Here is a 23,502-nt window from a genome sequence, read left to right on the forward strand (position 1 = left end):
CGGCCGCGGCCCCCGGAGCTGTCCGTCACCACCACGCGATCAGGCGGCCTTCAGTCGCCATGCAGGCGATGCCTGATCAACTACCGGCATCGCAACGGACAAGGCCGGCCCACCAGACTCCGCCCATCAGCATGAGGACGAAAGATGGCATCGATCGTCTTCGGGGCATTCGCCGTCATCGCACTGATCGTGGGCGTGGTGCTGTTCCTCGTGTTGAGGCGGAAGCCGCACGCCCGGGCCGGGGCGTACGTCAGCGCGGCGTGCCTCTTCCTGGCCGCGGGCGTGCTCACCATGGGCTTCCTCTCGTTCGCGAGCCTGGAATCCGCCTCGCTGCGGACCTTCACGCCGGAGGAACGCGCGGTGGCGCTGCCGTGCAACGCGGCGGTCGTGGGGGCCGAGGAGACGTCCGACAAGCTCAACGGACGCCACACCTGGATGTTGCGGCTCCGCGTGACCCCTCAGGCCGGCGAGCCCTGATTGCCCCGAAAGCGCGAGCAACGCGCCGAAATCCCACCCGTCGCAGGTCAGGCGCGTGCGCCGCCGTCCACCCTGAGGACGGTGCCGGTCACGAAGGAGGCGCGGTCGCTGAGCAGCCAGGCGGCGGCCTGGGCGATCTCGTCGGGATCGGCCGCGCGGCGCAGCGGGGTCCGGGCCTTGAGCCGCTCGACGAGACCGGGGGAGTGCTCCTCCCACGTACGGATCATCTCGGTCAGCGTGTTGCCGGGGGCGATCGCGTTGACGCGGATTCCTTCGGGGCCGTAGATGATGGCGGCCGATTCCGTGAGGCTGTTGACGGCCCGCTTCATCGCCCCGTAGGCGGGCAGTTCGGGGTTGCCCATCAGGCTGCCGATGCTGGAGTTGTTGACGATGGCTCCCGTGCCTGCGGTGGCCCGGATGGCGGCGATCTCGGCGGTCATGGCCAGCCACGGGCCCCTGAGGTTCACGGCGTAGAGGAGGTCGAAGTCGGCCTCGTTCACCTGGTCGATCGGGCCGGGCGGCGTGATGGTCGCGCCGTTGTTGAAGGCGACGTCGAGCCGGCCGTACAGGTCCACGACGCGATCGACGGCGGCGCGCACGCTGGCCGCGTCGGCGAGGTCGCAGACCACGTAGCCGGCGGTTCCGCCCGCCGCCCGTACCTCCTCGGTCACCGCTTTCAGCTGTTCCTCCGTACGGGCCGCGAGCAGCACCCGGGCACCCTCCCGGGCGAACAGCCGCGCCGCGGCGGCGCCGATGCCGCGCCCGGCGCCGGTGATGAAGGCGACCTTGCCTGCCAGCAGCCCTATAGACGTGTCGTTGGCGTTGTGCATGACAGTCAGCCTCCGCCAGTGTGCCGGGCTTATCCAGGTACAACCGGTACATGCCAGGACTGCGCGCATTCGTGCAAGCTGGGAGTATGGACAGACAAGAACTGGCGGCCTTCCTGCGCAGCAGGCGCGAGCGGATCATCCCCGCTGACGTGGGGCTGCCTGCCGGGCCGCGCCGCCGTACGCCCGGGTTGCGCCGCGAGGAGGCGGCGCAGCTGGCCTTCATCTCGACCGAGTACTACACCCGGCTGGAGCAGGCCCGCGGTCCACGCCCGTCGCAGGAGGTGCTGGCCGGGCTGGCGCGGGCCCTCCGCCTGTCCGACGCCGAGCGCGACCACCTCCACCGCCTCGCCGGCGCACCGCCCGCCCCCGCGCCGGGGCCCTCGCGCGAGGTGCGCCAGAGCATCCTCGACCTGCTGCGGCGGCTGCCGCAGGCCGCCGCGATCGTGACGTCCGCGATGTACGAGATCATCGCCTGGAACGACCTGGCGGCCGCGCTCATGGAGGACTTCTCCGCCCTGTCGCGGCGCGACCGCAATCTGGTGCGCCGCGTCTTCCTCGGCCCGCACCCTCAGGGACGGCGGTTGTACGGGGTGTCGGATGCGGATGAGTTCGCCCGTTCTTCGGCCAGCCACCTGCGCGCCGCCGCCGCCCGCTACCCTGACGACCCCGAGGTGGCCGAGCTGGTGCGTGAGCTCCACGAGGGAAGCGAGGAGTTCGCCCGTCTGTGGGACTCCCACGACGTGGCCGGCGCACCCATGATGACGAAGACCTTCCAGCATCCGCTGGTCGGCCCGGTCACCGTCAACTGCGATGTTCTCGACATCACCGACCGGGACCAGCGGGTCGTGATCTACACCGCGGTCCCCGGCTCGCCGTCCGAACAGGCGCTGCGCCTGCTGGCGGTCGTCGGCACGCAACGCATGGACGTTCCGACCTGAGATCTCCCGGCCGGGTGGCTCGCGGGCTCGAGGCGGTCTCGATCTGGCTGACCACCCGCACCAGGGAACGGCCCGGCGGCTCGCGGCCGGTGGTCAGCTCGGAGATGGCCTCGACGAGGCCGCCCCCGGCCAGGGCGATCTGGTCGAGCGCGCCTTCCAGGGCCATCCGTGCGACGCCCTGGCCGCGATGCCGGCCGTCGACGTAGAAGCAGGTGATCCGCCAGTCCGGGCGGGGCGGCGCTTCCTTGTCGTACGCGCGCCGGTGCTTGATCCCGGGGAGCTCATCGGGGATGCCGTACTGGCACCATCCCTGCGCGGTGCCGTGCTCGTCGAGGACGAGCGCGGCATGAGCGCGACCCGTACGGACCCGGTCCTCCTTGACCGCGCGACGGCCGACCCCTCTCTGGTTGCCCTCCGGATGAGAACCGACGCACCAGCACCCACCGAAGATACCGTTGTTGCGCTCGACGAGCTCCGCGAAGGCGGCCCAGGAGACGGCGTCCAGGGGCCGAACCGTGTACGACATATGGATACCTTCGCCCGTGGGCCGCTCTCGTGGTGATCGCCTGGGCCGTCCACAGAGAAACGGCGGTGATGGGTAGTGACGTCATGGCCGTCATCCTCGATGGATGCGGGCATGGCGGGCCGGCAGGCGGACCTCACACCGGGCGCTTGGCGCCCGATTCGCCGTCGGCTGGCATCATGCCGCACTGCGGCGGGCGGACCACGTTCGTGTTCGTGGACGACCCGGCGTTCGCACTGGCCGGAGTGGTGCACAGCGACAGCACGGTAACCAGGGCGGCTGCCGAGGCGGCGGTACGGCGAGTCCAGGTACGGGTCTGCATGCGGCTCTCCAGTCGGCCGATGAGCACGACGGTACTGCATCCCAGCATCGGCGCCGGGGCCCCAGCCCGTCCACCCCCAGAACGGCGAGTAGTCGGTGAAGGCGTCGGGGTCCACACGCCGGGCTCGACCGGGAAGGAGCGCCATCGCTCAGCAGCACCGAGACCGGACGAATCCCGGGAAGCTCGGCCCATAGCCTGGGCCTCCGATCACGGACGCCCTCCACCCCCGGCTCGTGGACAGGAGGAGATGATCCTGGCTGCCGCGGATTCTCGGGTTCAACGCACCCCCTACGATGGCCGGTCATGGGAACGGACTGGGTGCCCGCGGCGGTACGCGACCACGCCGACCTGGCCGAACTCGAACACCTCGTCCGCACGCACGCAGCCCTCCATACGCAGGGCACATACGCACGCAACGACGTGGACGAGCGGCTGCGTGCCCTGCTGATCATCGACACCGACGCGGATGGCGCCTGGCCGAGCCATCGGGTGGCCGTCATCGGTCACAACCCCTTGTTCCCGCCCGAGTGGCGGCAGGCCGCCTGGTCGACCCTCCTGCCGGAAGAACTTCGGGCAAGAGTTCTTCCAGGCCGGGCGACCAGCGGGGGTTGCGCTTGAACCGGCTCGGCACCGTACGGCTGAACTCGCGCGCGGCACGCTCCAGCCTGACCCCGCTCGAAGGCCACCGCCACCTCACCTCGCTGGAGCTGGGTACCACCTCCGCCATCGACCTCGCCCCGCTGCGCACCATCTCCAACCTGCGCTGCCTGGACCTCTCCCGGGCCGTCGTCCACGAGCTGACTGTCTTGGCGGACCTGCCCGATCTGCGCTACCTGGCTCTCACCGCGCGCCAGTGGAACCTTCTGCTGGACACGGGCAAGGTGCCGCCCACGCTCGCTGCCGCCCGCCTGAGAGAAAACGACGCCTCCCTCGATGAGGCCCTGACCTGGTCAGCCCGCCTCGGCGTGGACACCGGCGACGCACTCCACGCCACCGGCACCCTCACCACCCGGTAGCTCCGGCGCAATCTCGCCGGGCGTTTGTCTCATCCTCGGCAGCATCACCGCGGTACAGGGGCCCGTCCGGGAAGAACCTGCCCATTGAGGGCGTTGTACGCCGATCTCAACCCTGACGACGTCGAGGACGAGCGCGGGGTCGATCGGTCGTGCGGCAGGCCCGGAAACTCGGCGGCGGATCCATAGGCGTGGCCTGCCGGTGATCGCTTACCGAGCGGACCGGATCGCCGTGAGGAGGTCCGCCGTCGTCGTGATGGCGTGTGCGTAGGTCGGCCCGTTCAGCTCGTGAGCCGCGTGCAGCATCTCCGCGGTGAAGGCCGCGGTCGCGTCCCGGACCAGGGTCACGTGGTATCCGAGCTCCATGGCGTACCTGCCGGTCGACTCGATGCAGGTGTTGGCGAGCAGGCCGATGACGATGACGTGGGTGATGCCGTGCTGCCGGAGCATCAGGTCGAGATCGGTGTTGGCGAAGCCACTCTGTGCCCAATGCTCCTTGGCGACGACGTCGCCGTCCTGGGGGGCGAGATCGGGGTGCCAATCGCCGCCCCAGCTGCCTCTTGCGAAGGTATGGCGTTCCTGGATCCCGCGCTGGGTGGGATTGGGGTGGTTCCAGTCGTCGTAGTCTCCGGGTTGCCACTGCCGATGCGGAACGACGAATACCTGGATCCCGGCCTCCCGTGCAGCGGCGACCACCGCGCGTAGATTGTCCAGAAGCCCTACGTGCTGGGCGATCTCCTTCAACCGGGGCCAGATCTTCCCGCCCTCGGACAAGAAGTCGTTGTAGGGATCGACCAGGAGGACCCCGGTCCGGCTGAGTTCGTAGGACGTGCTGGTCATCGCGCAGTGGGCTTCGTGTCAGGGTTGTTCACCGCGGTCGGCTTGTTGTGCATCGGTGTGTGCCTGTTCACGCTCGTGGTGTACCCCGGTCCCGGACCGAGCCGGACAATGCGGTCAAAGTCTTGACAGGGTCTTTGTCCGTCCCGCCCGCATCAGCACTATCCGGACGGCCTCGTCCTTGAACTCATGGGTGACGGGCTGTTCGAGGCTCAGTACGCCGCGAGCGTGAGCGCGTTGGCGGCCTCGTTGAGCGGCTTCATGATCGGCCGCATCGCCAGATCCTTCCACGGCAGGCGGTTGACCAGCCGCATCATCGTGGTCTGCATCTTGATCTGCATCGGGCTGCCCGCGACCATCTGCGCGGCGTTGCTCGCGCCGAGCGCCACATTCACGTCCACGTACCCGCGCATCGCTTCCCGATATCCGGCATAGGCCGCACGATGGTCGCCCGCCGCCGCGCTCATTTCACCCGCGAGCACGTACGCACCCACCAGCGCGAGGCTGGTGCCCTGCCCGGACAGCGGGGACGGGCTGTAGGCGGCGTCGCCGACCAGGGCGATCCGGCCGGTTGACCAGTGCTCCATGCGAACCTGGCTGACCGGCGTGAAGTAGAAGTCCGGCGAGTGCGGCATGGCTCGCAGCAGCGCGTCGCTCTCCCAACCGACGCCGGCGAACGCCTCGGTCAAGATGCGCTGCTGCGCGGCCCTGTCGAAGCGGTCGGGCAGGATGGCGGGGCTCGGGAACACGAACTGCGCCTTCGCGGTGTCGAGCCTGGTGGCGTAGACGTTCACGACCTTGCCGGGCGTCGGATAGAGCAGCTCCCAGTGGTCGAGTCCGAGGTGGTTGGGGACGGTGAAGACGGCCGCGTGCATCCCGAGGGGGTGGACGTAGCGCTCCTGCGGGCCGAAGGCCAGGCGGCGTACGGTCGAGTGCAGCCCGTCGGCGCCGATGACGAGGTCGAAGCGGCGTGGCGGGGCGTGGCGGAAGGTGACGTCGACGCCGTCGGGGCCTTCGTGGAGGCCGGTGATCGTGTCGCCGAACAGGTATTCGCAGCTGTCACGTGTCGCGTCGTAGAGGAGCCGGGCGAGGTCGCCACGCATCACCTCGTCGTCGCCGGGAGCCCGCATGCCGATGAGGTCGGGGCCCAGGTTGGCCAGGGGCTTGCCGCTCTCGGCGACCCACGAGCCGCCGCGGATGGCGGTACTTGCCCGCCGTACGGCCTCCAGCATGCCCATCCGCTCGACGACCTGCATGGCCACGCCGCGCAGGTCGACCTTGTAGCCGCCGTCACGCAGCTCGGGGGCCAGCTCGACCACGGTGGGGGTGAATCCGTAGCGGCTCAGCCAGTAGGCCAGAGCGGGGCCGGCCACGCTGGCGCCGGAGATCAGAACGGTGCGGTTGGCGAGTCGCCGTGAGTTCGTCATGCCAAGAACGGTAACGGCATTGCCAGAGCTCTGGCAACTACTTTCCTTGTCCGTTTGCCAAACAGCTTGGCGCTGTCATGTGTCTTGGCAAAGATTTGCCAAGCAGGTGTCGGGATGGCTAACATGAGCTGCGGCAGAGGGCCGGTCGGCCCGCGCTCTCACCTGGCAAGGAGACGACAGATGCTGACGCAGCCCGCCTTCGGCCGACGGCTCAAGCAGCTGAGGACCGAACGCGGCCTGACCCAGGCCGAGCTCGCGGGTGAGGGGATGTCCACCGGATACCTCTCCCGCCTGGAGTCCGGGGCCCGACCCCCCACCGACGAGGCCGTGGCCCACCTGGCCCGTCAGCTCGGCGTCGCCCCCGAAGACCTGGCCGAACCGCCGGACTGGTCGCTGGCGCGCAGCCTGGCCACCACCGTCGGACTCGACGTGGACGAGGCCGGCGAGCTGCTGGGCCGAGCCCTGCGTACGGCGGGCAGCGAGGACCCCCTGCTGCGCTGGCAAGCGCTGTGGCAAGTCGCCGAATGGCGACGCCACAACATGGAGCACACCGAGGAGCGCAGCTGCCTGGACGAGTTGGTGGCGCTCGCCGAAGAGCTCGACCTGCCCGAGTTGCGCGCCCGGGCACGGGCGCGACTGGCGCGCGCACAACGCGGGGCGGGCCAGGTTCCGGCCGCGGTCGAGACCGCGATCAGCGCCTACCGCCTGGCCGTCGACGAGGGCCTGACGACACGCATCGTGGCCGACACCCTCCTGGCACTGGTGTCCTCGCTGGCCGAGGCGGGCCGGATGGCCGAGGCGCGGCAGCACGCCGACGAACTGCTCACCGTGGTCGCGAGCTTGCCCGCCGGCAGGCTCCTGGCGGAGGCGGCGTGGACCGTGGCCGGCGTCCGGCTCCGCCAGGGCGAGCCCCAGGTCGCGCTGAAGCTGGTCAACGACGCCCTGGAGCAACTCCAAGGCCGCCTCGACCCGGCCATGTGGGTGCGGCTGCGAATCGTCGCCGCCCGCCTCCACCTCAACCTGACCCCGCCCGAGACCGAGCCCGCGCGGCGCCGTATCGAGGAGGTCGAGGCGTGTCTGCCGTTCGCCGGCACACCCACGGTCGAGCAGGAACTGCTCGCGCTACGCGCACGCCTGGCCTTCCACACCGGGCACACCGACGAAGCCCGCACCCTGCTCGACCGGCTCGCCGACGCGCACGACCACCTGGACTATCAGGAGCAGATCCGCCTGGACGTGCTGCGCAACCAGCTCCTGCTGCTGGACGGTAAACAGGATGAAGGCATGCGGGGCCTTCGAACGCTGGCGGAGCAGGCGCAGGAGCGCGCCAACTTCGACCTGGCCGCGGAGATCTGGCGCCACGCCGCCGAGTCGCTGGCTCGAACCGGCGGCGAGAACCAGTTCCCCGGAGCCTGAGCGCAGGGATTCGCGCTCCAGCGCACGGGGGGGGTCGAGGCGGTCCCGCGCACCATCCACGCGCTCGCCCACCTCGACCCGGCCACCGCGCGCGGCGAGCAGGCGCCGCCGACCGAACCGAAGGACGAGGCCGGAGACCCGCCGCGCCCGGGTGTACGCCTTCCCCGTGATCGTCGGGAGTGGCAAGCCGTACCTGCCCGTGAGAGAAGCACTGCGGCTGCGCCTGGTCGAGCACCGTTCCTTCGCCTCGGGAACCATGTTCCGGCGCTACGTACGACCCTGACCGGCCAGGAGCGGACCCCGCGCGGGCGCACCCACGAGGGGTCCAGCGGCCGTACGCCGTGCGCGATCCTGGACGAAGTGGCGCCCGCGTCACTGTTCGGCATCACCTTGCACAGGTTCGCGCGAACATATGCGCTTTGGCGAAGGCGGCTTGGCGTCCGTACTGTCGTGTCTGCGACGATCAACGCATCGCGCTCATGGCTCGTTCGATCTTCTCGCTCGGATACGGCGTTGTCCGCCGATCGGACCAGAACAGGTCCCAGTAGAAGTCGTTCATGGCCGCCGCCACGGGAGCGTATCGGCGAAGCATTGCGGCAACAGCCGGCGGAGCACCAGCGGGATCCGCGCCGTCCGCGCACGCGCGGATGTACTCGTTGCGTTGTTCCAGCACGCCGTTCCGTGGCACCGGCACTCCGCAGATGTCGGTGACGAGCCAGTTGACCAGCCGCATCAGCGCGTAACCGAGGTCGTGGGTACGGTTGCGGTTCAGGAATTCGATCTCCTGCTTGGACAGGTCGAACCGGGAGGAGGTCGCCAGTCCGAGGTCGGCGATGTACAGGCGTTCACCGTCGGTGAGGATGTTGCGGAAGTGGTTGTCGAAGTGCATCAGCTCCTGGCTGTTCATGAAGGCCACGTCGGCGCGCAGGCACGACTCGACCATGGCGCTCGCCGCTACCGCGGCGTCCTGGCCGGCGGCGAGCTGAGCGGCCAGCCAGTCATTGAGGTTGTAGGGGATGAACTCCTGAAACAGCACAATGCTGGCCGAAGCCTGCGCGACAGCATGGAGGCGATCCCGTACCGCCGGTGACCCATCCCAGTACTGCACGACCGCCTCGACGTCGGCAAGCTGATCGGTCTGCGGCGGCGCTCCCGGCAGCACCCGCCAGTGATACAGCAGTGGGAAGGCTGCACTGCGCCCGGCCAGGACCCAGTTGGTCGTCATGACGCCGGCCGCGAGTTCACGCCACGCACCGAAGCTCGGCCCACCGATCCCGTACTGGCAGAACGGAGGCAGCCCGAACAGGTTGGCCGTGGACATGACGTTGCCCGCGCGGCGCTCCAGGTCGGTCAGTGGTACTCGTTTGACGAAGACCGGCACGCCATCGATGGCCAGCAGGGCCGAGTTGCCACCTATCCCCGTCCCCAGAAGCTGCGCCTGCTCCAGCGACTCGCTGAGCTGCCGGTCACTGTGCAATGCCAACGCGCTCGCGACATCGCTGTATCGGTGGACACGCTCGCCGTGAGACATGTCCAACCGTTTATCTCGCAGTTCCAACAACGGAGGCACCCTTCATGATCAACTTTGCGTATCAGGCCCGCCGGGGATGGGCCTTTCCGGGTTCATTCTGCGGCGACGACCTCGTCGACGCCGTCCGGCCGGCGGACTGATCGATGCAACACCTGTCCGGTCCGCTGCACCGCACGGCTCGCCAATGCCGGCACGGTAGCCGCACATCGACGATGTGCAATCGTCATCTTGGGTTGTTGACCCCTTTTCGCAGGTCACCGCGAGATGATCTTTTCTGGCCATGTTGCACTACATAATGACCCGCCCAACCAGCGACGATCCTTGGCCGACGGCGATCGCGAGAGTAAATCGTCCTATGCCGAGGCCAGTCTTCCGCCGAAGGCACCAGGCCGCTCACGATGACCTCATCCTTCCGCTTCTCCACCCGTTCTCTGCCAGGCGCTGCATATCCCCATCCCCGGAAACGGTCCGTCAGGGATGACGTACGTGGTGGCGAACTCCGCCACATGCGGCCGATCGCATGGAACGACCGTCACCATGAAGTCGTCAGGTAAGGGATCAATGCAGTCGCCCGGCCTCAGCTCGGTGGCGCGATATCGATGCACTCCGGGTGGAAGGCTGACCTCGGAGGGGGAGGGGGTCGGCTGAGCTGCCTGCCGGACGCTGGGGGTTGCGGAGGGCGAGGAGGCCGGTGCCACGGTACACGCCGTGAGCGCGGCCACCATACATATGATCAGGCTTGGAAGTGCCGAAAGCCGGAACAGCATGCGGGAGATTGTGCCGTTCGCGGATCACCAGAGGGTCGCGACGGGTCACCGCAGAGATCGCACCCGAAAAACCCGTCCTTGACCAGGATCAGGCGTCGGCGGCGTCCTCGACCAGTCGACGTCCTCGGCTGACAGGCGAAGGAATGGCCGACTCCTGCTCGACCAGGCAGCGGCCTTCGGCGACAAGCACTGATACCGATCAGGTTGGCATGGCCTGCTCTGTTCACGGGGCGGGATGCGGACCCCCGGCTCCGATTCTCAGCCTGCCGCCGCCCGCTCGGCCCTCAACCGTTCCACGTCGGTGAGCGCCCGGTCGCGGATGTGGCAGATCAATTTGGCCAGATCGGCGCAGTAGACGGAAGGATTGAGAAATCCCGAGCCGGCGCGGTATCGAGTGCTGTACTCGCCGGCCCCGCAGATATCCCGGATCGAGCAGGAAACGCAGATCGGCGACAGGCCGGCCACCTTTCGTTGCCGGGCGACGACGCCCGGAAGGAGTCGCGCGTCGTCGAACGTGTTACGAAAGACGTTCAAGCCGGTGTAGGGGGCACCCTCGTAGGCGGACTTCAAAGCGTCGCCGAGTTCGATGGTTCCGTCGCTTTCGATGACGATGAGCTGGAACGGGTTGAGCCCCAGTCCTTCGGTGTAGGCATGACCGCCGAGGCACAACGTCATGATGTTCTCGAAGAGCCTGACACCGGCCGGAATCGGCACCGTGGAATACCAGCGCTCGAAGATCGGTATCAGCCAGTCCGCATACGCGGTGCCTCCGTCCCCGGCGGTCCATCCCGGTGGGGGAGACGACCAATTGCCGAGCGGCAGCAGGAAGTCCACGGCCGGCGCCCCGGTGGCGAGCAGCGCCTCGTAGGTGGTCAGGGGGTCGTTCTCCAGGTCGATGGTGCACAGCACAAGGTCGAAGAGGTCACGGTAATCAGGGCGGTTCAGAACCTCGATGCCGCGCATCACCAGGTCATAGCTGCCGCGGCCGTTGGCGTACTTGCGATGACGGTTCTGGCCTTCCCTGTCGCCGTCGAGGCTGACCGTGACACCGATGCGGTGTTCGCGCAGGACGTTCAAGAGGTTCTCGTCAGAAAGGAGCACGCCGTTCGTGGTGGTGACGAGCCGCAGCGGGACGTCGGACGGTGCGGCGTTCCGGAACGCTCGCGCCGCGTACGCGAATTGATCCGCGCCGGCGAGCAGCGCTTCGCCGCCATGCATCCGCACCGACGCTCCCGCAATTTCGTCGGCGTGAGCGCGCAGGTGCTCTCCGAGCCGGAAGGCGACCTGGTCGATCGTCTTGCGTGACATGGCCACCGGTTTGTTCTTCCAGCTCTGGTCGGCCATCTCGTACATGTAGCAGTAGTCGCAGGCCAGGTTGCACCGGCCGTGGAATTTGAGAGCGAATTCCACGAAGGGCAGAGGGCGCCAGTACGGATCCTCAAGCGCCTGATCGGTCACGTCCTGAGTCGGCCATTCGGCAGCTCGCTCTTTCGCCCGCACGATCGGTAGCTCGATCACGATGTCCTTCGCCTCTCTGCCCTTCGGGTCCCAGCAAGCCGCTACACGGCCCGATCAGCCAGGGGAACGAACCCGCTCCGTCACCTGTTGAAAGTGCCGGCCGGACGGAAGACGTCGTCGTCGGCGGTCACCCGGTTCAGCACCGCACCGAGCGCGCTGTTCTGGTCGGTGGTCGCCGCGACCTCGGAGAGATTCGCCTGAGAGGACTCGGCAGCCGAAGCGGCACCGGCTGCTCCGACCCCGACCGCGGACGCGGCGGCGAACGCGGCGGCCGTCAAGGCCACCTTCCGTACGAGATTTCCTTCACGTTCCGACATTGGATACCCCTTTCCATGCGGCTGGACATCGACCCACGGCCAGTGATGTCCTGTTCCAGTTGGGATTAAGAAAAGTTGATCACGACAGCGGGACGGTACCGCACCACGCCCACAGAATCGCTACAAACCCACTACACATACAAGGTCATCCAAGGTCAGGGCCCAGAGGCAGCCTCTTGATCGGCTGCGGTCATTCGACTCCCCAAAGCGATCTCCTGGTAACGCTCGGAGCGAGGCAAAAGACCTTGACTGCCAAGGTTTTCCAGTCCTGTAATCGCAGAAAGAATGCGCAAGTCGGGGTCACGGGGTGTGGAGATCCTCGTCGAGGCTACTGCCGCGCATTGCTCCTGCGGGTTCGTCTACTGGGGCGGCGCTGCCGGGGCGCTCACCATGTGCTCACGGAGAACACCAGGTGAAGCTGCCGGTCATCTTCGTCTCCAACACGGGAGACAAGCTCAAGGTCGACGATCCGCCAAGGTAGGGCCATCGGCTGGGTGCAACGGCGCGGGCTTGATCAGCGTGACCCCCGCATCGGGTATCACCGCTGGCATGCGGCCAAGGTCGGACATCGAGACCTGACGGCCGGATGAAAAGTTGGACCCATGTTTCCGGAGACTCCCGCCGCCGTGGCGGCGCTGTCGGTGGCCACCCGTTTCTGCTCGCCCGCGCTGTTCAACCACTGCGTCCGCTCCTACCTTTGGGGAGCGATGCACGGCACAGCGTACGGGATCGCCTTCGATGACGAGCTCTACTACGTCTCGGCGCTGCTCCACGACATCGGGCTGACGGAGGCTTTCGACAGTCATCGGCTGCCGTTCGAGGAGGCGGGAGGGCAGCTGGCCTGGGTCTTCGGCGTGGCGGCCGGCTGGCCGGTTGGCCGGGCCGCCAGGGTCACCGAGATCATCATGCTGCACATGCGCGAGGACGTGTCCCCGGCCACCGACCCTGAGTCCCACCTGCTGCAGGTTGCCACGAGCTGGGAGGTGGTCGGACGGCGGCCGGAGGAGTTCTCGCCGGACGCCAGGGCGGAGATGCTCGCCCGCTATCCTCGGTTGGGATTCGGCGCGGAGTTCCTGGCGTGCTTCGAGGACCAGGCGAGGCGCAAGCCGGACAGCGCTGCCGCCGCATCGGTCAGGAACGACGTCGCGGGACGGATCGCCGCCAACCCTCTCGAAGGCCGCTCACCCGCCTGACCTCCAAGGCCGCTGATGCCCCACGCATTTCGACAACACGGACGTGTCCCGAACCCGTTGTGGTGAACCCGGCCCGCCTGACTTTCGTCTGAGGGAATGTGCGTCGACTCACTCTGCTGACCCTCCTGCTCACCGCCGGCTGTTCGCCCGAGGTGGCGTGTACCGCGATCGGAACCCCCGTCGGTGTGAGCCTGCACATTGCAGCTCCGCTTGCCGCCGAGGCCAGCGCCGCCACGATGGAGGTGTGCTGGGACGGTGCCTGCAAACAGGTCGGCGTCGAGTTGAGGCCGTCCACGCGGGCGACCAGGGAGACCTGTTCCGGCGACAGTTGTAGCGCGGATGAAGAACCGACCGGCGAGAAGAACGGGTTCGGTGACGTGGCGGGGCTGCCCAAACGGCCGGTGACGATCCGGCTGACGCTGCGCGGAGCCGGCGCGAAGCCACTGCTGGAACGCAGGCTCGAGGTCACACCGAAGGGACGTTTCCCGAACGGCCCAGAATGCGGGGAAGGCGGCCCCAATGTTGTCCTCACGGTGGCGGCGGACGGGTCGGTACGAGAGGGATGACGGTGGTCGGTCGTCATCTGGCCAGTACGTTCCGCGCCCGCTTGTCGTTGCGGTTGGGATAGGTCAGTCGGCCCGAGGTTCACCGGCCCGGCTATGGGCGCGGCTGGGTGAACAATCCCGGCTCGGTCTCGACGAGGATGCCGCGCCTGGCCAGGCGTTTGAGCTTGGCGCGCGACGTTCTGGATGTCGTTCCGCGTCAGGGTCAGGGCCAGGTCACGGGCGCGCGGGGAGCCGCCGACCTCGCCGAAGACGGTGAGAATCTGCCGGTAGGCGGGGTGATCGGGGACAGCCGACGGCGGCGCGACCGGTTCGGCCGGGGCGAGATCGTCCTCGGCGAGGGAGATCAGGGTCTTGCGACTGATCCGCAAGTGCTCCATCGCCTCGCTGAGTTCGCCCAGACGCGCGGCGAGTCCGCCGAACCCGCGTCCGGCAGCGGATGATCGCTCTGCACAGAGTTCACGGCGGGTCGGGGGAAGGCGAGGGTCTGGGCCTGTTCGGTGGTCAGGACGGGGCCGAAGCGGAAGAGGACCTGCAGGTCATCATGTCCCCTTGCCGACCAGGCAGGCGCGCACGCGGTCGACGATGTCGTACGCCATCTGCTTCGGCTCGCCCCGCCCTGTGCGGGCCGCAGCGTGGGGAACTCGTCGCATACCGGCCAGAAACCTGGCGTCATCGATGCGTGGCCATGATCGCTCATGTACGTTCGGCCCGCTGTCGCCCGCATCTTCCGGAACGCTCGCTGGATCCCTAGAGCTGACTCATCCTGCGCTCCCCACCCTCCCAGCGGGCAACGACCTCCACCATCTCGGGAAACGCATCGATGAACGCGTCCACGCGATGCCTGTCGAAATCCGCACGCCGCCTGACACCGCTCTGCATGCAGGCGATGAAACCCAGCCCCGCCCCGTTGGCGGCCTGCGCGTCACCGGGGGAGTCGCCCACGTACACGCACTGACCGGGCTCCAGCCCCGTCGCAGCCAGCAACTCGTCGAAAGCGCGGCCGTCCGGCTTGCCGAAACGCACATTGCCGGCGTGGTACACGCCGTCCAACCGGCCCGTCAGGACATGGTCCGGTGCCAGCAGATGCTCCACCTCCGCCTCTGTGCGCGAGGTCAGTAGCAGAACACCGTGCCCCGCCGCGGCGAGCTCATCGAGTGCCCGCAGGTTCTCCGGCGCGACCGCATCCAGCCGGCCGTCCGCCACGTACTCCCCGAGCACCTCCCGATATACCGCCGCGAACGCCACGAGATCGACGCCCGGCGAACGCCGCGGCATCGCCTCCAGCAACGGCAACCCCCACGTGGACAGATGCACCGCCCGGGACATCGGCGCACGGCCGAGACGCGTCAGGACCTCGTTCTCCAGCTCGAAACACGCCGCCTCGGTCAGGCAGAGCGTGTCATCCACATCGATCACCACGGCGCGAATCACACCGCCACCCTAACGACGCCACGGCCGGCGCAGCAGACAGGCGGCAGGAGGCGAGCGAGCGAGCGAGATATCCAACGTGCACCTGCTGAGCAGCCCGCGGCGCAGGCGGCGGGCCGGCTTCGGGTCAGGAGCAGGCGGGCGGCTCCAACCGGGCGGCCGCGCGCTCGTGCTTCGGCTGCGCCGCCGTCTCCTGGGAGCCGAGCAGCGCGCGGGTGAGTGCCTGGCCGTCGCCCGCCATCGCCTGCAGCGCCGTGTCGAAATGATCGTCGGTGAGCACCCGCTCGTCGGAGCGCAACGCGACCAGGATGACCCGGCGCAGCAGTTCTTTGATGAACGACGCCGTGACCCCCTCGGTGGCGGCGACCACCTTACCGGTGTCGGCGACGATGGGCCGGTTGCGGGCGTACAGGCGGATCAGGCGTTCGCGCGCCGCCGCGTCAGGCGGTGGCACCTCCACCGCGAGGTCCACCCGGCCGGGCCGCTGGACCAGGGCCTTCTCCAGGGCCTCCACCCGGTTGGTGGTCAGGACGAACGTCACGTCGACGTCGCCGCTGATCCCGTCCATGGCGTCCAGCAGGGAGAACAGCAGCGGGCTGGTCTCGTGGTGGCTGCGGTCCTCGGCGATCAGGTCCACATCCTCGACGACCACGATGGACGGTTGCAGCTTGCGCGCCACCGCCACCGCGTAGTCGATCTTGCGCATGGCGGGTCCGGTCATCAGCACCGCCGTGTGCTCGCTCAGCCGCCCGATGAGATAGCGCGTGGTGTGGGTCTTGCCGGTGCCCGGCGGCCCGTACAGCAGCAGGCCCCGGCGCAGGTGCTGGCCGGCCTCGGTGAGGCGGTCGGCGTGCTCGGCGATGCCCACGACGTGCTCCTCGATGGCCTCCAGCCGCCCTTCCGGCAGGACCACCTCGTCGGGGTCCAGCTCGGGGCGGGGCAGGAAGGTGAGCAGTTCGTTCTCCCTGTGCTCGCTGAAGCCGAAGCTGAGCACCTGGCCGCGGAACGGGTCGTTGTCCTGTTTGAGCCGGTTCACCTCGTCGCGTACGGCGCTCGCCACATCCCGCCGGGCCGCCAGCACGGTGAGCAGGCTGTGGCCGTCGTAGTCGTCCTTGTTACTCAGTCCGATGACCACCGGGGTGCCGTCGGGCGCCGCCGTGGCGACCAGGCCAAGCTGCACGACCTCGATCGTGGTGTCGGGGCCGATCGGGGCCGTTCCGTAGTCGGGGCGGCCGAGCATGCGGCTGCCCTCACGCATCGCCGCGAGCAGCATGTTGATGATGCTCTCCCAGCGCCGCTCGCCGCCCACGATGCCGAACCACTGCGCGCCGGGGGAGTGGGCGTCCAGGTAGAGGTCGGCGGCGGTCTGCAGCGCGGCGTGCTCGTAGAGCCGATACTTCTCCTCCACGACGACCACGTCGCTGAGCGGGCAGCCGAGGTGCTCGGTCACCTTGACGACCAGCGGAGAGGTGGCGTTGGCCTCGCCGATCCGCTCGGCCACCACGGTGTAGACCTGGCGCAGGCTCTCGGCGAGCGCTCGCGCGTCGGCGAGTTCGATGTCGGTCACATCCTCCATCATCGTGATTGGGGCGGACGAATGCGCCTGATTATTTGCCACCGGGTACGTCTGGTGCATCCGGAAATCCCGCGCGCGGTGCGCTGAGCGGGACCGAGAACGCCTACGCCCACCTCTCTTGCGCGCCACCGCACTGGCCACGTGAACGTACGCACCGGCGCGGCTGGGCATCGGTTTCCGGGCGGGATCCGGTTCGGCCCACGAGCTCGCGGGACCGACCCGGCCCGCCGGGACCGTCGCGGGCGCTGGGCAAACGGTCATCCAGTCGTAGGTGATGCCGGAGGGCCCTTGCAGGTCCCTGGCCTGAGCGTCCGATACGGGTGCAGGACGCCGTTGCGCAATTGCTTCTCCATGAGCCGCCGCCCGGGAGTGATCAGGCGTCGATCTGCCGCGATAATCGTGACCGTGATCCTCATGGACGCAGTTCTGGAGACCTACGGAACGGCGGACTTCACCGCCTGGCCGGTCGCTGAACCGGCCACGGACAACATCCTTGTCCTCTCCGGCCAGATGAGCCGGGCCGAGGTCGGCACCGCGATGGCGGTCATCTTCAGCTGTGCCGACATCCCGACCGAACCGATCAGCGATCTCCACCATCTGCTGGACCGGCATCTGGCCGATGCCGAAGCGCTTATCGCTCCAGGCGGGCTACGGATCAGGGACACGGCCACCAATGCCGAGATCCTGCCGGGGTGCTGTTGCGGCCTGGAAAACTGGCGAGAGTGGCGTGACGTCCTGCACAAGCAGGGCATCTGGCTCGGGCACGGTCCCGACACCGAGCTCGAACACATCGCCGGAGCCGTCCGGCTCAGCCAGGAGTCAGGCGCACGCTCGCTACCCTCACGCACGCATGAGGTGGAGATCCAACTCGACGACCTGCCTGCCCTCCTGGCCACCGTGCACCTGCGACTGCAGGGCTTCCTCAGCCTCGTCGGCCGGTGGGCGAGGCAGACCACCCCGCGAGCCGCCGACCGCCTCGTCACCGTTCTCGACGAGAACTTCGAAATCAACGGTCCTCTCGAACTCGGCTGAGAACACCACGCGTATCGAGTGCTCAGAAGCCGGGATGGTGCGGGTTCGGGAAGGCGTCGGCGCTGATATTGGTGGCGAAAGCCAGGAACGCGGTGACGGCCCCAAGCGGTCCGGCGGGCGGTGCCGACCGGCCATGCAGGCCATCCATCCCTCACGACAGGTGGCCAAGACTGGGCTCGGCCACACATGGCAATGGCAAGGAGTCTCGCTCCTTGCCATTTTCAGGTTATAGCGCACTGGGGGGCTTGCGGCAAGACCCGGGTGGTGCCGCAAGATGGTCCGCCGAAGCCCGAACACCTGCGGAAACGGGGGAAACGAAATGCGTGTGGTGTTGTCGACGTGGGGATCGCGCGGGGACGTCGAACCCTTGGCGGCACTCGCGGTGCGGCTGCGGGAACTCGGCGCGGAGGCGCGGGTGTGCGCGCCGCCGGACGAGGAGTTCGCGGAGCTGCTGGCGCGTGTCGGCGTGCCGCTGGTGCCGCTGGGCCCCACGGTGCGCTCGGTGGTCGCCGGCCCGAAGCCGCCTTCGGCGCAAGCCGCGTTCCGGCTCGCTCCCGAACTGGTCGCCGCGCGGTTCGACACGCTCACAACGGCCGCCGAGGGATGTGACGCGCTGCTGGCGACCGGCCTCATGCCGGCCGGCGCACGGGACGTGGCCGAGAAACTGGGCATCCGGTACGTGTTCGCCTGCTTCCATACTCTGGGACTGCCGTCGCGGCACTTCCCTCCGGGGGCGCGGCCGGGCAAGCAGTCCCCGCCGGGCGAGACCGACAACCGGGTGCTGTGGGAGCAGGATGCCCAGCGGGTGAACGCGTTGTACGGCGAGGCGCTCAACAGCCATCGGGCGGCGATCGGCCTGCCGCCGGTGGACAACGTCCGCGACTACGTCCTCACCGACCGGCCGTGGCTGGCGGCGGACGCGACCCTGTGCCCGTCGCAGGGCATGACGGACCTCGACGTCGTACAGACCGGGGCATGGATCCTGCCCGACGAACGCCCGCTCCCGGAAGAGCTGCAGACGTTCCTGGACGCCGGCGAACCGCCCGTGTACGTGGGCTTCGGCAGCATGGCCGCGTACGCCCCGAAGGACATCGCCCGGGTGGCCATCGAGGCGATCCGCGCGCACGGCCGCCGCATCCTGCTCGCCCGCGGCTGGGCCGACCTGGCCCTGATCGACGACCGGGACGACTGCTTCGTCGTCGGCGAGGTCAACCAGCAGGCACTGTTTCCCCGGGTGGCCGCCGTCGTGCACCACGGCGGCGCGGGCACCACGACGACGGCCGCCCGGGCCGGCGCACCCCAGGTCGTGGTCCCCCAGATCGCGGACCAGCCGTACTGGGCGGCCCGGATAGCCGAGCTGGGCATCGGCGTGGCACACGACGGTCGGACCCCGACCGTCGACTCCCTGTCAGCCGCGCTCACCCTGGTCCTGGCGCCCGAAACCCGAGCACGAGCCAAGGCTGTGGCGGGCACGATCCACACCGACGGAGCGACGGTGGCCGCGAAACTGCTCCTCGACTCAGCCAGCCGGTAAAGGCCGGCGGGGCCGTCCAGCCTGCCCGCGTTGGCGTGCAGGCGTCTTCTCCTTCTAGGCGAAGGCGTCGAACAACGCCAGACCGGACTCGCGCGAAATATGCTCGTCGTCCCACTGGAGCACTAACTCGAGAGGGACGGTGATCCGCTTCGCGGTCTCGGCCAGGCGATCGGGCCCGTGGAGGCCGAAGACCGCGGCCGTGATCCTGGGGTCGACCGCCGCCAGCGGAACGCCGATCGCGGTGCCCAGGTTCAGGCCGAAATATCCGACCGGTCATTCGATCTCCCGCTCGTCGTGCGCCGTGCGGGCCGGTCGCCGTGTCCGGGCGCGTCGATGGCGGCGACGTGGAAACCGCAACGGAGAACGTGCGCGCGGCCCGCCATCGGGGCCGCCGCCTTCTCGTCCCGGCCGCCACCGTGCCCGATGACGCGATCGGAGCCGGAGGCGGGCGTGTCTAGGCGCGGCCGGTCACCTCGTCGCCGGCGGTCCGGGGGAGAAGCAGGGTGGGGATCGCCAAGAGGGCCAGGATGATCGAAAGGAGGACGAACGCCACGCGGTACGGCCCGGCCGCACCCGCCACCCCGGGTATCGTCTCGCCCAGCCGTACGAGCAGCGCGCCGATCGCCACGCCGAGGCCCGCACCCAGCTCCTGCAGCGTCGACAGCAGCGTGTTGGCGTGGTTCATCCGGTCCTGGCCGACGTCGGCGAAGGCCACGCTGTTGTACGCGGTGAACCCCGTCGACCGTACGATCCCGCTCACCAGCAGCAGCACGAGGATCACCGGGAGCGGCGTCGTGGGCTCGAGGAACGCCATCCCGACCAGGCACGCGGCGCCGATCACGATCGACCAGAGCAGGATGATGCGGATCCCGAGCCGGCGCATCAGCGACGTGGTGGCGGGCTTGATCCCGACGTTCCCCACGAACAGTGCGATCACCACCAGCCCCGCCTGCGCCGCCGACCAGCCGAACCCCACCTGGAAGAGCAGCGGCAGCACGAACGGGACCGCGATGATCACGCCGCGGTAGACCGACCCGCTCGCCGCCGTGACCCGGTACGTCGTCACCCGCAGGATCCGCAGGTCGACGATCGGGCGCGGAGCGCGCAGCAGGTGCCGTACCGCCAGGCCCAGACCTGCGACCGCGACCAGCAGCGCCACCGCCGTCGACGGCCCGAACCCCGAGCCGAGCCCCTCCAGCGCCACGATCAACCCCGCGACACCCACCGCCATGAGGGCGAACCCGGCGCGGTCCAGCGGGTCACGGGCGTCGGCGCGCAGGTCGGGCACGATCCGCAGCGCCACGACCAACGCCGCGAGCCCGAGCGGCACGTTGATCACGAAGATCCACCGCCAGGACGCGTAGTCGGCCAGCAACCCGCCGACGACCGGCGCCAGCACCGGCGCGAGCAGGCCCGGCCAGGTCAGGTACGCGATCGCCCGGACCAGGTCGGACTTCTCCGTCGTCCGCAGCACCACCAGCCGGCCGACCGGCACCATCAGCGCCCCGCCCGCCCCCTGCACCACCCGCGCGGCGACGAGCGCGGGCAGCGTCGGGGCCAGCGCGCAGCCGAGCGAGGCCAGCACGAACAGCACGATCGCCACCGCGAACACCCGGCGCGGGCCGAACCGGTCGGCCAGCCAGCCGCTGATCGGGATCAGCACCCCGATGGTGAGCACGTACGCGGTGATCGCGACGTTCACGTCGATCGGCGCGATCCCCAGCTCCGCGGCGATATGCGGCGCGGCGGGCGTGATCACCGTGCCGTCGAGTATCTCCATGAAGAACGTGCCGGCGACCAGTAAGGCCAGCCCTCTCTGGAATTCCACGTCGGCAAGGGTATAGACGGCGCAAAACCGGATATTCGGCACCCTCCCCACGGCTCCGCAGGGCACATCGCCGACGTCGTCACGATGCCCGAGCTGTGGTACGAGGAGGCGAGCGACGCGAGCGCGAAGATCGCCGAAGGTCGTGAGGTTGAACCCGGAGGGGATCGTCGATCCGAAGGAGTGGTTCGTGGCCGGCCAGATCCCGGGGCCGGGAACCTGGCTCACGAGCACGCAGCCGATCCTCCTGCACGTCGTCCCCAAGGAGACGCCCGGCTCCGTGAAGGTGGAATCAGCTGCGCGCCGATGGGAGCACGGCGACGGCTTCGACCTCGACGAGCTGGTCCTTGTAGCCGAGCACGGTCACGCCGAGCAAGGTGCTGGGCACGTCGTGCTCGCCCATGTACTCCCGATACACCTCCCACGCCGTGCCCAGGTCGCTCTGCTGGGAGGAGGCCACATAGACCGTGGTCTTGACGACATCGGTCAGCGACGCGCCCGCCCCTTCCAGCGCGGTCACAAGGTTGCGCATCACCTGGTGCGCCTGGCCGGCGTAGTCGCCGACCGCGACGGTCGCACCGTCGAGATCAAGGGGACACGCGCCGGCCACCCAGACAGAACGCACCGGCGCGTCGGCGACCGCGGCATAGGCGTACTCCACCTGCTGCGTGAGCTGGTGGTTGCGGATCAATCTGACGCCGCTGCTCATGTCGTGCTCCATTCCGAAGGTTTCACGTGGCCAGCTCGGCGAGCGGCCCAGGATTGCCACGATCTCATCCAGCCGCGACCCGCCCGACCACGGGAGCGCCGGTGCGAAGGCCGCCCCGGGTGCGAGGCGCGCCTGGCCACCGGGTACGGCTCGCGCCACGGCGAGGGCGGCGTCCAGCAGGTCCGGGGGGAAGTCGACCGCGACGCCCAGCGCCTTGGCGAGATCCCAGGAATGCACCACGTAGTCGATGAAGTGGAAGCTGATCGCCTGCGCCCCGGGAAAGGCGCTCCCGCTCGCGAACTCGGGCAGCGGGAACATGCGCTCCAGCACGCCGTCGGCGGCGAAGGCCGCCAGGACGTGTTCGGCGGAGGCCCGGTAGCTCGCCACGGGGTCGTCGCCGAGGGAACGCGGCTTCCACCGGGCGAGATCGCCGTCTCCCCTGGACGCCGCGGCGAAGCCGTAGTGCTGGGTGGCCATGTGGGCGAGCAGGCCGTACACGGTCCATCCGAGGCAGGGCGTCGGACGGGACAGATCCTCGGGCCGCACTCGATCCGCCAGTTCGACGCTGGCGCGAACGGCCTGCGCGTCGAGTGCGACCATGTGTTCATTCATATGCATTCGCATATGCTCTGCTGATGCGTATGATCTGTCAACCGGATATCTTGGACCTGTGACGGCCCGCCGCGATCTCGCCGAGATGATGCATCCTCTCCTGCAGTCGCTCATCGCGGCGGAGCTGCCGGTGCTGGCGGCGCATGGGGTCTCCATGTGGGGCTACACCGTGCTCGGCGCCCTGGACGACGGCTCCGTACGTACGCAGGCCGCTCTGGCCGAAGCGATCGGCGCCGACAAGACCCGCATCATCGGCACCCTCGACAAGCTGCAGGCGGCCGGGCTGATCACCCGCGAGCCGGACCCGCACGACCGCCGCGCGCGGATCCTCACGATCACCGCCGAGGGCCGCGAGGTGCGCGGGTCGGTGCGGGGCGAGATCCAGGCGAACGAGGAGCGCCTGCTCGCCCGCCTGCCCGCGGCCGACCGTCACGGCTTCCTCCGCGCCCTGCAGGCGCTCCACCGGCTGCCCCGCGAACAGATCACCGAGAGGTCGCCGCTCGACCGGCGTCCCACCCGGCGATCGAACGCGACCCACGACCGTTGAGGAGCGGCCGATCAGCTGGGCTGGCCGGTGGGCATGATGGTGACCTGCTGAAGGTTCACCCGCGGCGGGAGGCTCGCGAGGAACCCGACGGTCTCGGCGACGTCCTGCGGCGTGAGCCACTCCATCGTCTCCTTGGCGCCCTCCAGCCACGCCCGGGCCCCCTCGTCGGTGACGTGACTCTGCAGCTCGGTCGCGACGATGCCCGGCTCGATCGCCGAGACCCGCACCCTCTTCGCGCCCAGCTCGACCCGCAGGTGGCGGGAGAGATGGGTGACGTACGCCTTGGTCCCGGAGTAGACGGCGAAGTTCGGGAAGATGTTCTGGGCCGCGATCGACGAGGTGTTGATCAGGTCGGCCACCCCGCGCTCGGCGGCGGCCTTCACCAGCTGGGGAGTGAACGCGGCGATGGCGTTCATCAGGCCGGTGATGTTGAGGTCGATCTGGCGCTGCCACTGGGCGGTGGCCAGCTCCTCGATCGGCGCGGGGAGCATGACTCCCGCGTTGTTGAACAGCAGGTCGGCGCCGCCCAGCTCGGCCGCCACCCGGTCGGCGGCCGCCTGCGCC

General features: G+C 68.9%; 24 protein-coding genes and 1 pseudogene. 11 read left to right on the forward strand and 14 right to left on the reverse strand.

Translation table 11 applies throughout. The annotated features are described in order from the left end of the window. Positions 1–144: 144 nt before the first annotated feature. Positions 145–477 carry a hypothetical protein gene (locus ACWDX9_RS28670; protein WP_449959274.1) on the forward strand — a complete coding sequence of 111 codons (333 nt, stop codon included), beginning with the start codon at positions 145–147 and terminating at the stop codon, positions 475–477. A 47-nt stretch (positions 478–524) separates the two neighbouring features. Here ACWDX9_RS28670 and ACWDX9_RS28675 read toward each other — a convergent pair whose 3' ends face one another. Continuing rightward, a complete protein-coding gene (locus ACWDX9_RS28675) occupies positions 525–1,307 on the reverse strand; it encodes an SDR family NAD(P)-dependent oxidoreductase (RefSeq protein WP_449959276.1) in 783 nt (260 codons plus the stop codon). Positions 1,308–1,393: 86 nt separating this feature from the next. On the opposite strand from ACWDX9_RS28675, the gene ACWDX9_RS28680 reads away from it, so the two are divergent. Next, positions 1,394–2,245, forward strand: coding sequence for a helix-turn-helix transcriptional regulator (locus ACWDX9_RS28680; RefSeq protein WP_449959278.1), 852 nt, complete (start codon positions 1,394–1,396; stop codon positions 2,243–2,245). Here ACWDX9_RS28680 and ACWDX9_RS28685 read toward each other — a convergent pair. Both ACWDX9_RS28685 and ACWDX9_RS28690 read right to left on the reverse strand, forming a co-directional pair. Continuing rightward, positions 2,130–2,771 carry a GNAT family N-acetyltransferase gene (locus tag ACWDX9_RS28685; protein WP_449959280.1) on the reverse strand — a complete coding sequence of 214 codons (642 nt, stop codon included), beginning with the start codon at positions 2,769–2,771 and terminating at the stop codon, positions 2,130–2,132. The two genes, ACWDX9_RS28680 and ACWDX9_RS28685, sit on opposite strands and share 116 nt — an antisense overlap. A 133-nt stretch (positions 2,772–2,904) precedes the next feature. Next, entirely contained in the window at positions 2,905–3,117 is a 213-nt protein-coding gene (locus tag ACWDX9_RS28690; RefSeq protein WP_449959282.1) for a hypothetical protein, read from the reverse strand. A 276-nt stretch (positions 3,118–3,393) separates the two neighbouring features. Between ACWDX9_RS28690 and ACWDX9_RS28695 the strand changes: the two genes are divergently transcribed. Both ACWDX9_RS28695 and ACWDX9_RS28700 read left to right on the forward strand, forming a co-directional pair. Beyond that, a complete protein-coding gene (locus ACWDX9_RS28695; RefSeq protein ID WP_449959284.1) occupies positions 3,394–3,708 on the forward strand; it encodes a hypothetical protein in 315 nt (104 codons plus the stop codon). Beyond that, positions 3,705–4,106, forward strand: a complete 402-nt coding sequence (locus ACWDX9_RS28700; RefSeq protein WP_449959286.1) for a hypothetical protein — start codon at positions 3,705–3,707, stop codon at positions 4,104–4,106. The genes ACWDX9_RS28695 and ACWDX9_RS28700 overlap by 4 nt, the downstream gene beginning before the upstream one ends. Positions 4,107–4,313: 207 nt before the next feature. Here ACWDX9_RS28700 and ACWDX9_RS28705 read toward each other — a convergent pair whose 3' ends face one another. Both ACWDX9_RS28705 and ACWDX9_RS28710 read right to left on the reverse strand, forming a co-directional pair. Continuing rightward, on the reverse strand, positions 4,314–4,943 hold the full coding sequence (locus tag ACWDX9_RS28705) for an isochorismatase family cysteine hydrolase (RefSeq protein ID WP_449959288.1): 630 nt from the start codon (positions 4,941–4,943) through the stop codon (positions 4,314–4,316). A gap of 209 nt (positions 4,944–5,152) precedes the next feature. After that, entirely contained in the window at positions 5,153–6,367 is a 1,215-nt protein-coding gene (locus tag ACWDX9_RS28710) for an FAD-dependent monooxygenase (RefSeq protein ID WP_449959290.1), read from the reverse strand. A 180-nt stretch (positions 6,368–6,547) separates the two neighbouring features. Here ACWDX9_RS28710 and ACWDX9_RS28715 point away from each other — a divergent pair, with 180 nt between their 5' ends. Next, the gene (locus tag ACWDX9_RS28715; protein WP_449959292.1) at positions 6,548–7,783 is read left to right on the forward strand and encodes a helix-turn-helix domain-containing protein; all 1,236 of its coding nucleotides are present in this window, start codon (positions 6,548–6,550) and stop codon (positions 7,781–7,783) included. 463 nt (positions 7,784–8,246) lie between these two features. On the opposite strand, the gene ACWDX9_RS28720 is transcribed toward ACWDX9_RS28715, so the two are convergent. The 3 genes from ACWDX9_RS28720 to ACWDX9_RS28730 form a co-directional block, all read right to left on the reverse strand. Further along, a complete protein-coding gene (locus tag ACWDX9_RS28720) occupies positions 8,247–9,344 on the reverse strand; it encodes a serine/threonine protein phosphatase (RefSeq protein WP_449959293.1) in 1,098 nt (365 codons plus the stop codon). Between the two features lie 995 nt (positions 9,345–10,339). Beyond that, positions 10,340–11,599: an FxsB family cyclophane-forming radical SAM/SPASM peptide maturase gene (locus tag ACWDX9_RS28725; protein ID WP_449959294.1), complete on the reverse strand. Its 1,260-nt coding sequence runs from the start codon at positions 11,597–11,599 to the stop codon at positions 10,340–10,342. An 80-nt stretch (positions 11,600–11,679) separates the two neighbouring features. Further along, positions 11,680–11,883, reverse strand: coding sequence for a hypothetical protein (locus ACWDX9_RS28730; RefSeq protein WP_355212577.1), 204 nt, complete (start codon positions 11,881–11,883; stop codon positions 11,680–11,682). Positions 11,884–12,518: 635 nt separating this feature from the next. On the opposite strand from ACWDX9_RS28730, the gene ACWDX9_RS28735 reads away from it, so the two are divergent. From ACWDX9_RS28735 to ACWDX9_RS28745, 3 genes are all read left to right on the forward strand, one after another. Continuing rightward, positions 12,519–13,109, forward strand: a complete 591-nt coding sequence (locus tag ACWDX9_RS28735) for an HD domain-containing protein (RefSeq protein WP_449959296.1) — start codon at positions 12,519–12,521, stop codon at positions 13,107–13,109. A 98-nt stretch (positions 13,110–13,207) separates the two neighbouring features. Next, positions 13,208–13,675 (forward strand): hypothetical protein, encoded by a 468-nt coding sequence (locus ACWDX9_RS28740; RefSeq protein WP_449959298.1) that lies wholly within the window; start codon positions 13,208–13,210, stop codon positions 13,673–13,675. Positions 13,676–13,782: 107 nt separating this feature from the next. Further along, the gene (locus ACWDX9_RS28745; protein ID WP_449959300.1) at positions 13,783–14,115 is read left to right on the forward strand and encodes a hypothetical protein; all 333 of its coding nucleotides are present in this window, start codon (positions 13,783–13,785) and stop codon (positions 14,113–14,115) included. 307 nt (positions 14,116–14,422) lie between these two features. Here the strand turns inward: ACWDX9_RS28745 and ACWDX9_RS28750 are convergent, their stop codons facing one another. Together ACWDX9_RS28750 and ACWDX9_RS28755 are read right to left on the reverse strand one after the other, a co-directional pair. Continuing rightward, complete coding sequence (locus ACWDX9_RS28750) at positions 14,423–15,106, reverse strand: HAD family hydrolase (protein WP_449959302.1); 684 nt, start codon at positions 15,104–15,106, stop codon at positions 14,423–14,425. 124 nt (positions 15,107–15,230) lie between these two features. Continuing rightward, positions 15,231–16,670: an AAA family ATPase gene (locus ACWDX9_RS28755; protein ID WP_449959304.1), complete on the reverse strand. Its 1,440-nt coding sequence runs from the start codon at positions 16,668–16,670 to the stop codon at positions 15,231–15,233. A gap of 423 nt (positions 16,671–17,093) precedes the next feature. Here ACWDX9_RS28755 and ACWDX9_RS28760 point away from each other — a divergent pair, with 423 nt between their 5' ends. Next, positions 17,094–17,711 (forward strand): hypothetical protein, encoded by a 618-nt coding sequence (locus ACWDX9_RS28760; protein ID WP_449959313.1) that lies wholly within the window; start codon positions 17,094–17,096, stop codon positions 17,709–17,711. A gap of 319 nt (positions 17,712–18,030) precedes the next feature. Beyond that, complete coding sequence (locus tag ACWDX9_RS28765) at positions 18,031–19,245, forward strand: glycosyltransferase (protein WP_449959306.1); 1,215 nt, start codon at positions 18,031–18,033, stop codon at positions 19,243–19,245. A 454-nt stretch (positions 19,246–19,699) separates the two neighbouring features. Here the strand turns inward: ACWDX9_RS28765 and ACWDX9_RS28770 are convergent, their stop codons facing one another. The 3 genes and pseudogenes from ACWDX9_RS28770 to ACWDX9_RS28780 all read right to left on the reverse strand — a co-directional run. Continuing rightward, entirely contained in the window at positions 19,700–21,073 is a 1,374-nt protein-coding gene (locus ACWDX9_RS28770) for an MFS transporter (RefSeq protein WP_449959308.1), read from the reverse strand. Positions 21,074–21,362: 289 nt separating this feature from the next. Beyond that, positions 21,363–21,779: a RidA family protein gene (locus tag ACWDX9_RS28775; protein WP_449959315.1), complete on the reverse strand. Its 417-nt coding sequence runs from the start codon at positions 21,777–21,779 to the stop codon at positions 21,363–21,365. A gap of 54 nt (positions 21,780–21,833) precedes the next feature. Next, positions 21,834–22,547, reverse strand: a pseudogene (locus ACWDX9_RS28780) (TIGR03086 family metal-binding protein); the annotation flags it as partial. On the opposite strand from ACWDX9_RS28780, the gene ACWDX9_RS28785 reads away from it, so the two are divergent. After that, positions 22,450–22,938, forward strand: coding sequence for a MarR family winged helix-turn-helix transcriptional regulator (locus ACWDX9_RS28785; RefSeq protein WP_449959310.1), 489 nt, complete (start codon positions 22,450–22,452; stop codon positions 22,936–22,938). The pseudogene ACWDX9_RS28780 and the gene ACWDX9_RS28785 overlap by 98 nt on opposite strands. Positions 22,939–22,949: 11 nt before the next feature. Here the strand turns inward: ACWDX9_RS28785 and ACWDX9_RS28790 are convergent. Further along, positions 22,950–23,502, reverse strand: a 553-nt coding sequence (locus ACWDX9_RS28790) for an SDR family oxidoreductase (RefSeq protein WP_449959312.1), incomplete at its 5' end; no start/stop codon positions are given.

It is taken from the genome of Nonomuraea sp. NPDC003201, assembly GCF_053590415.1.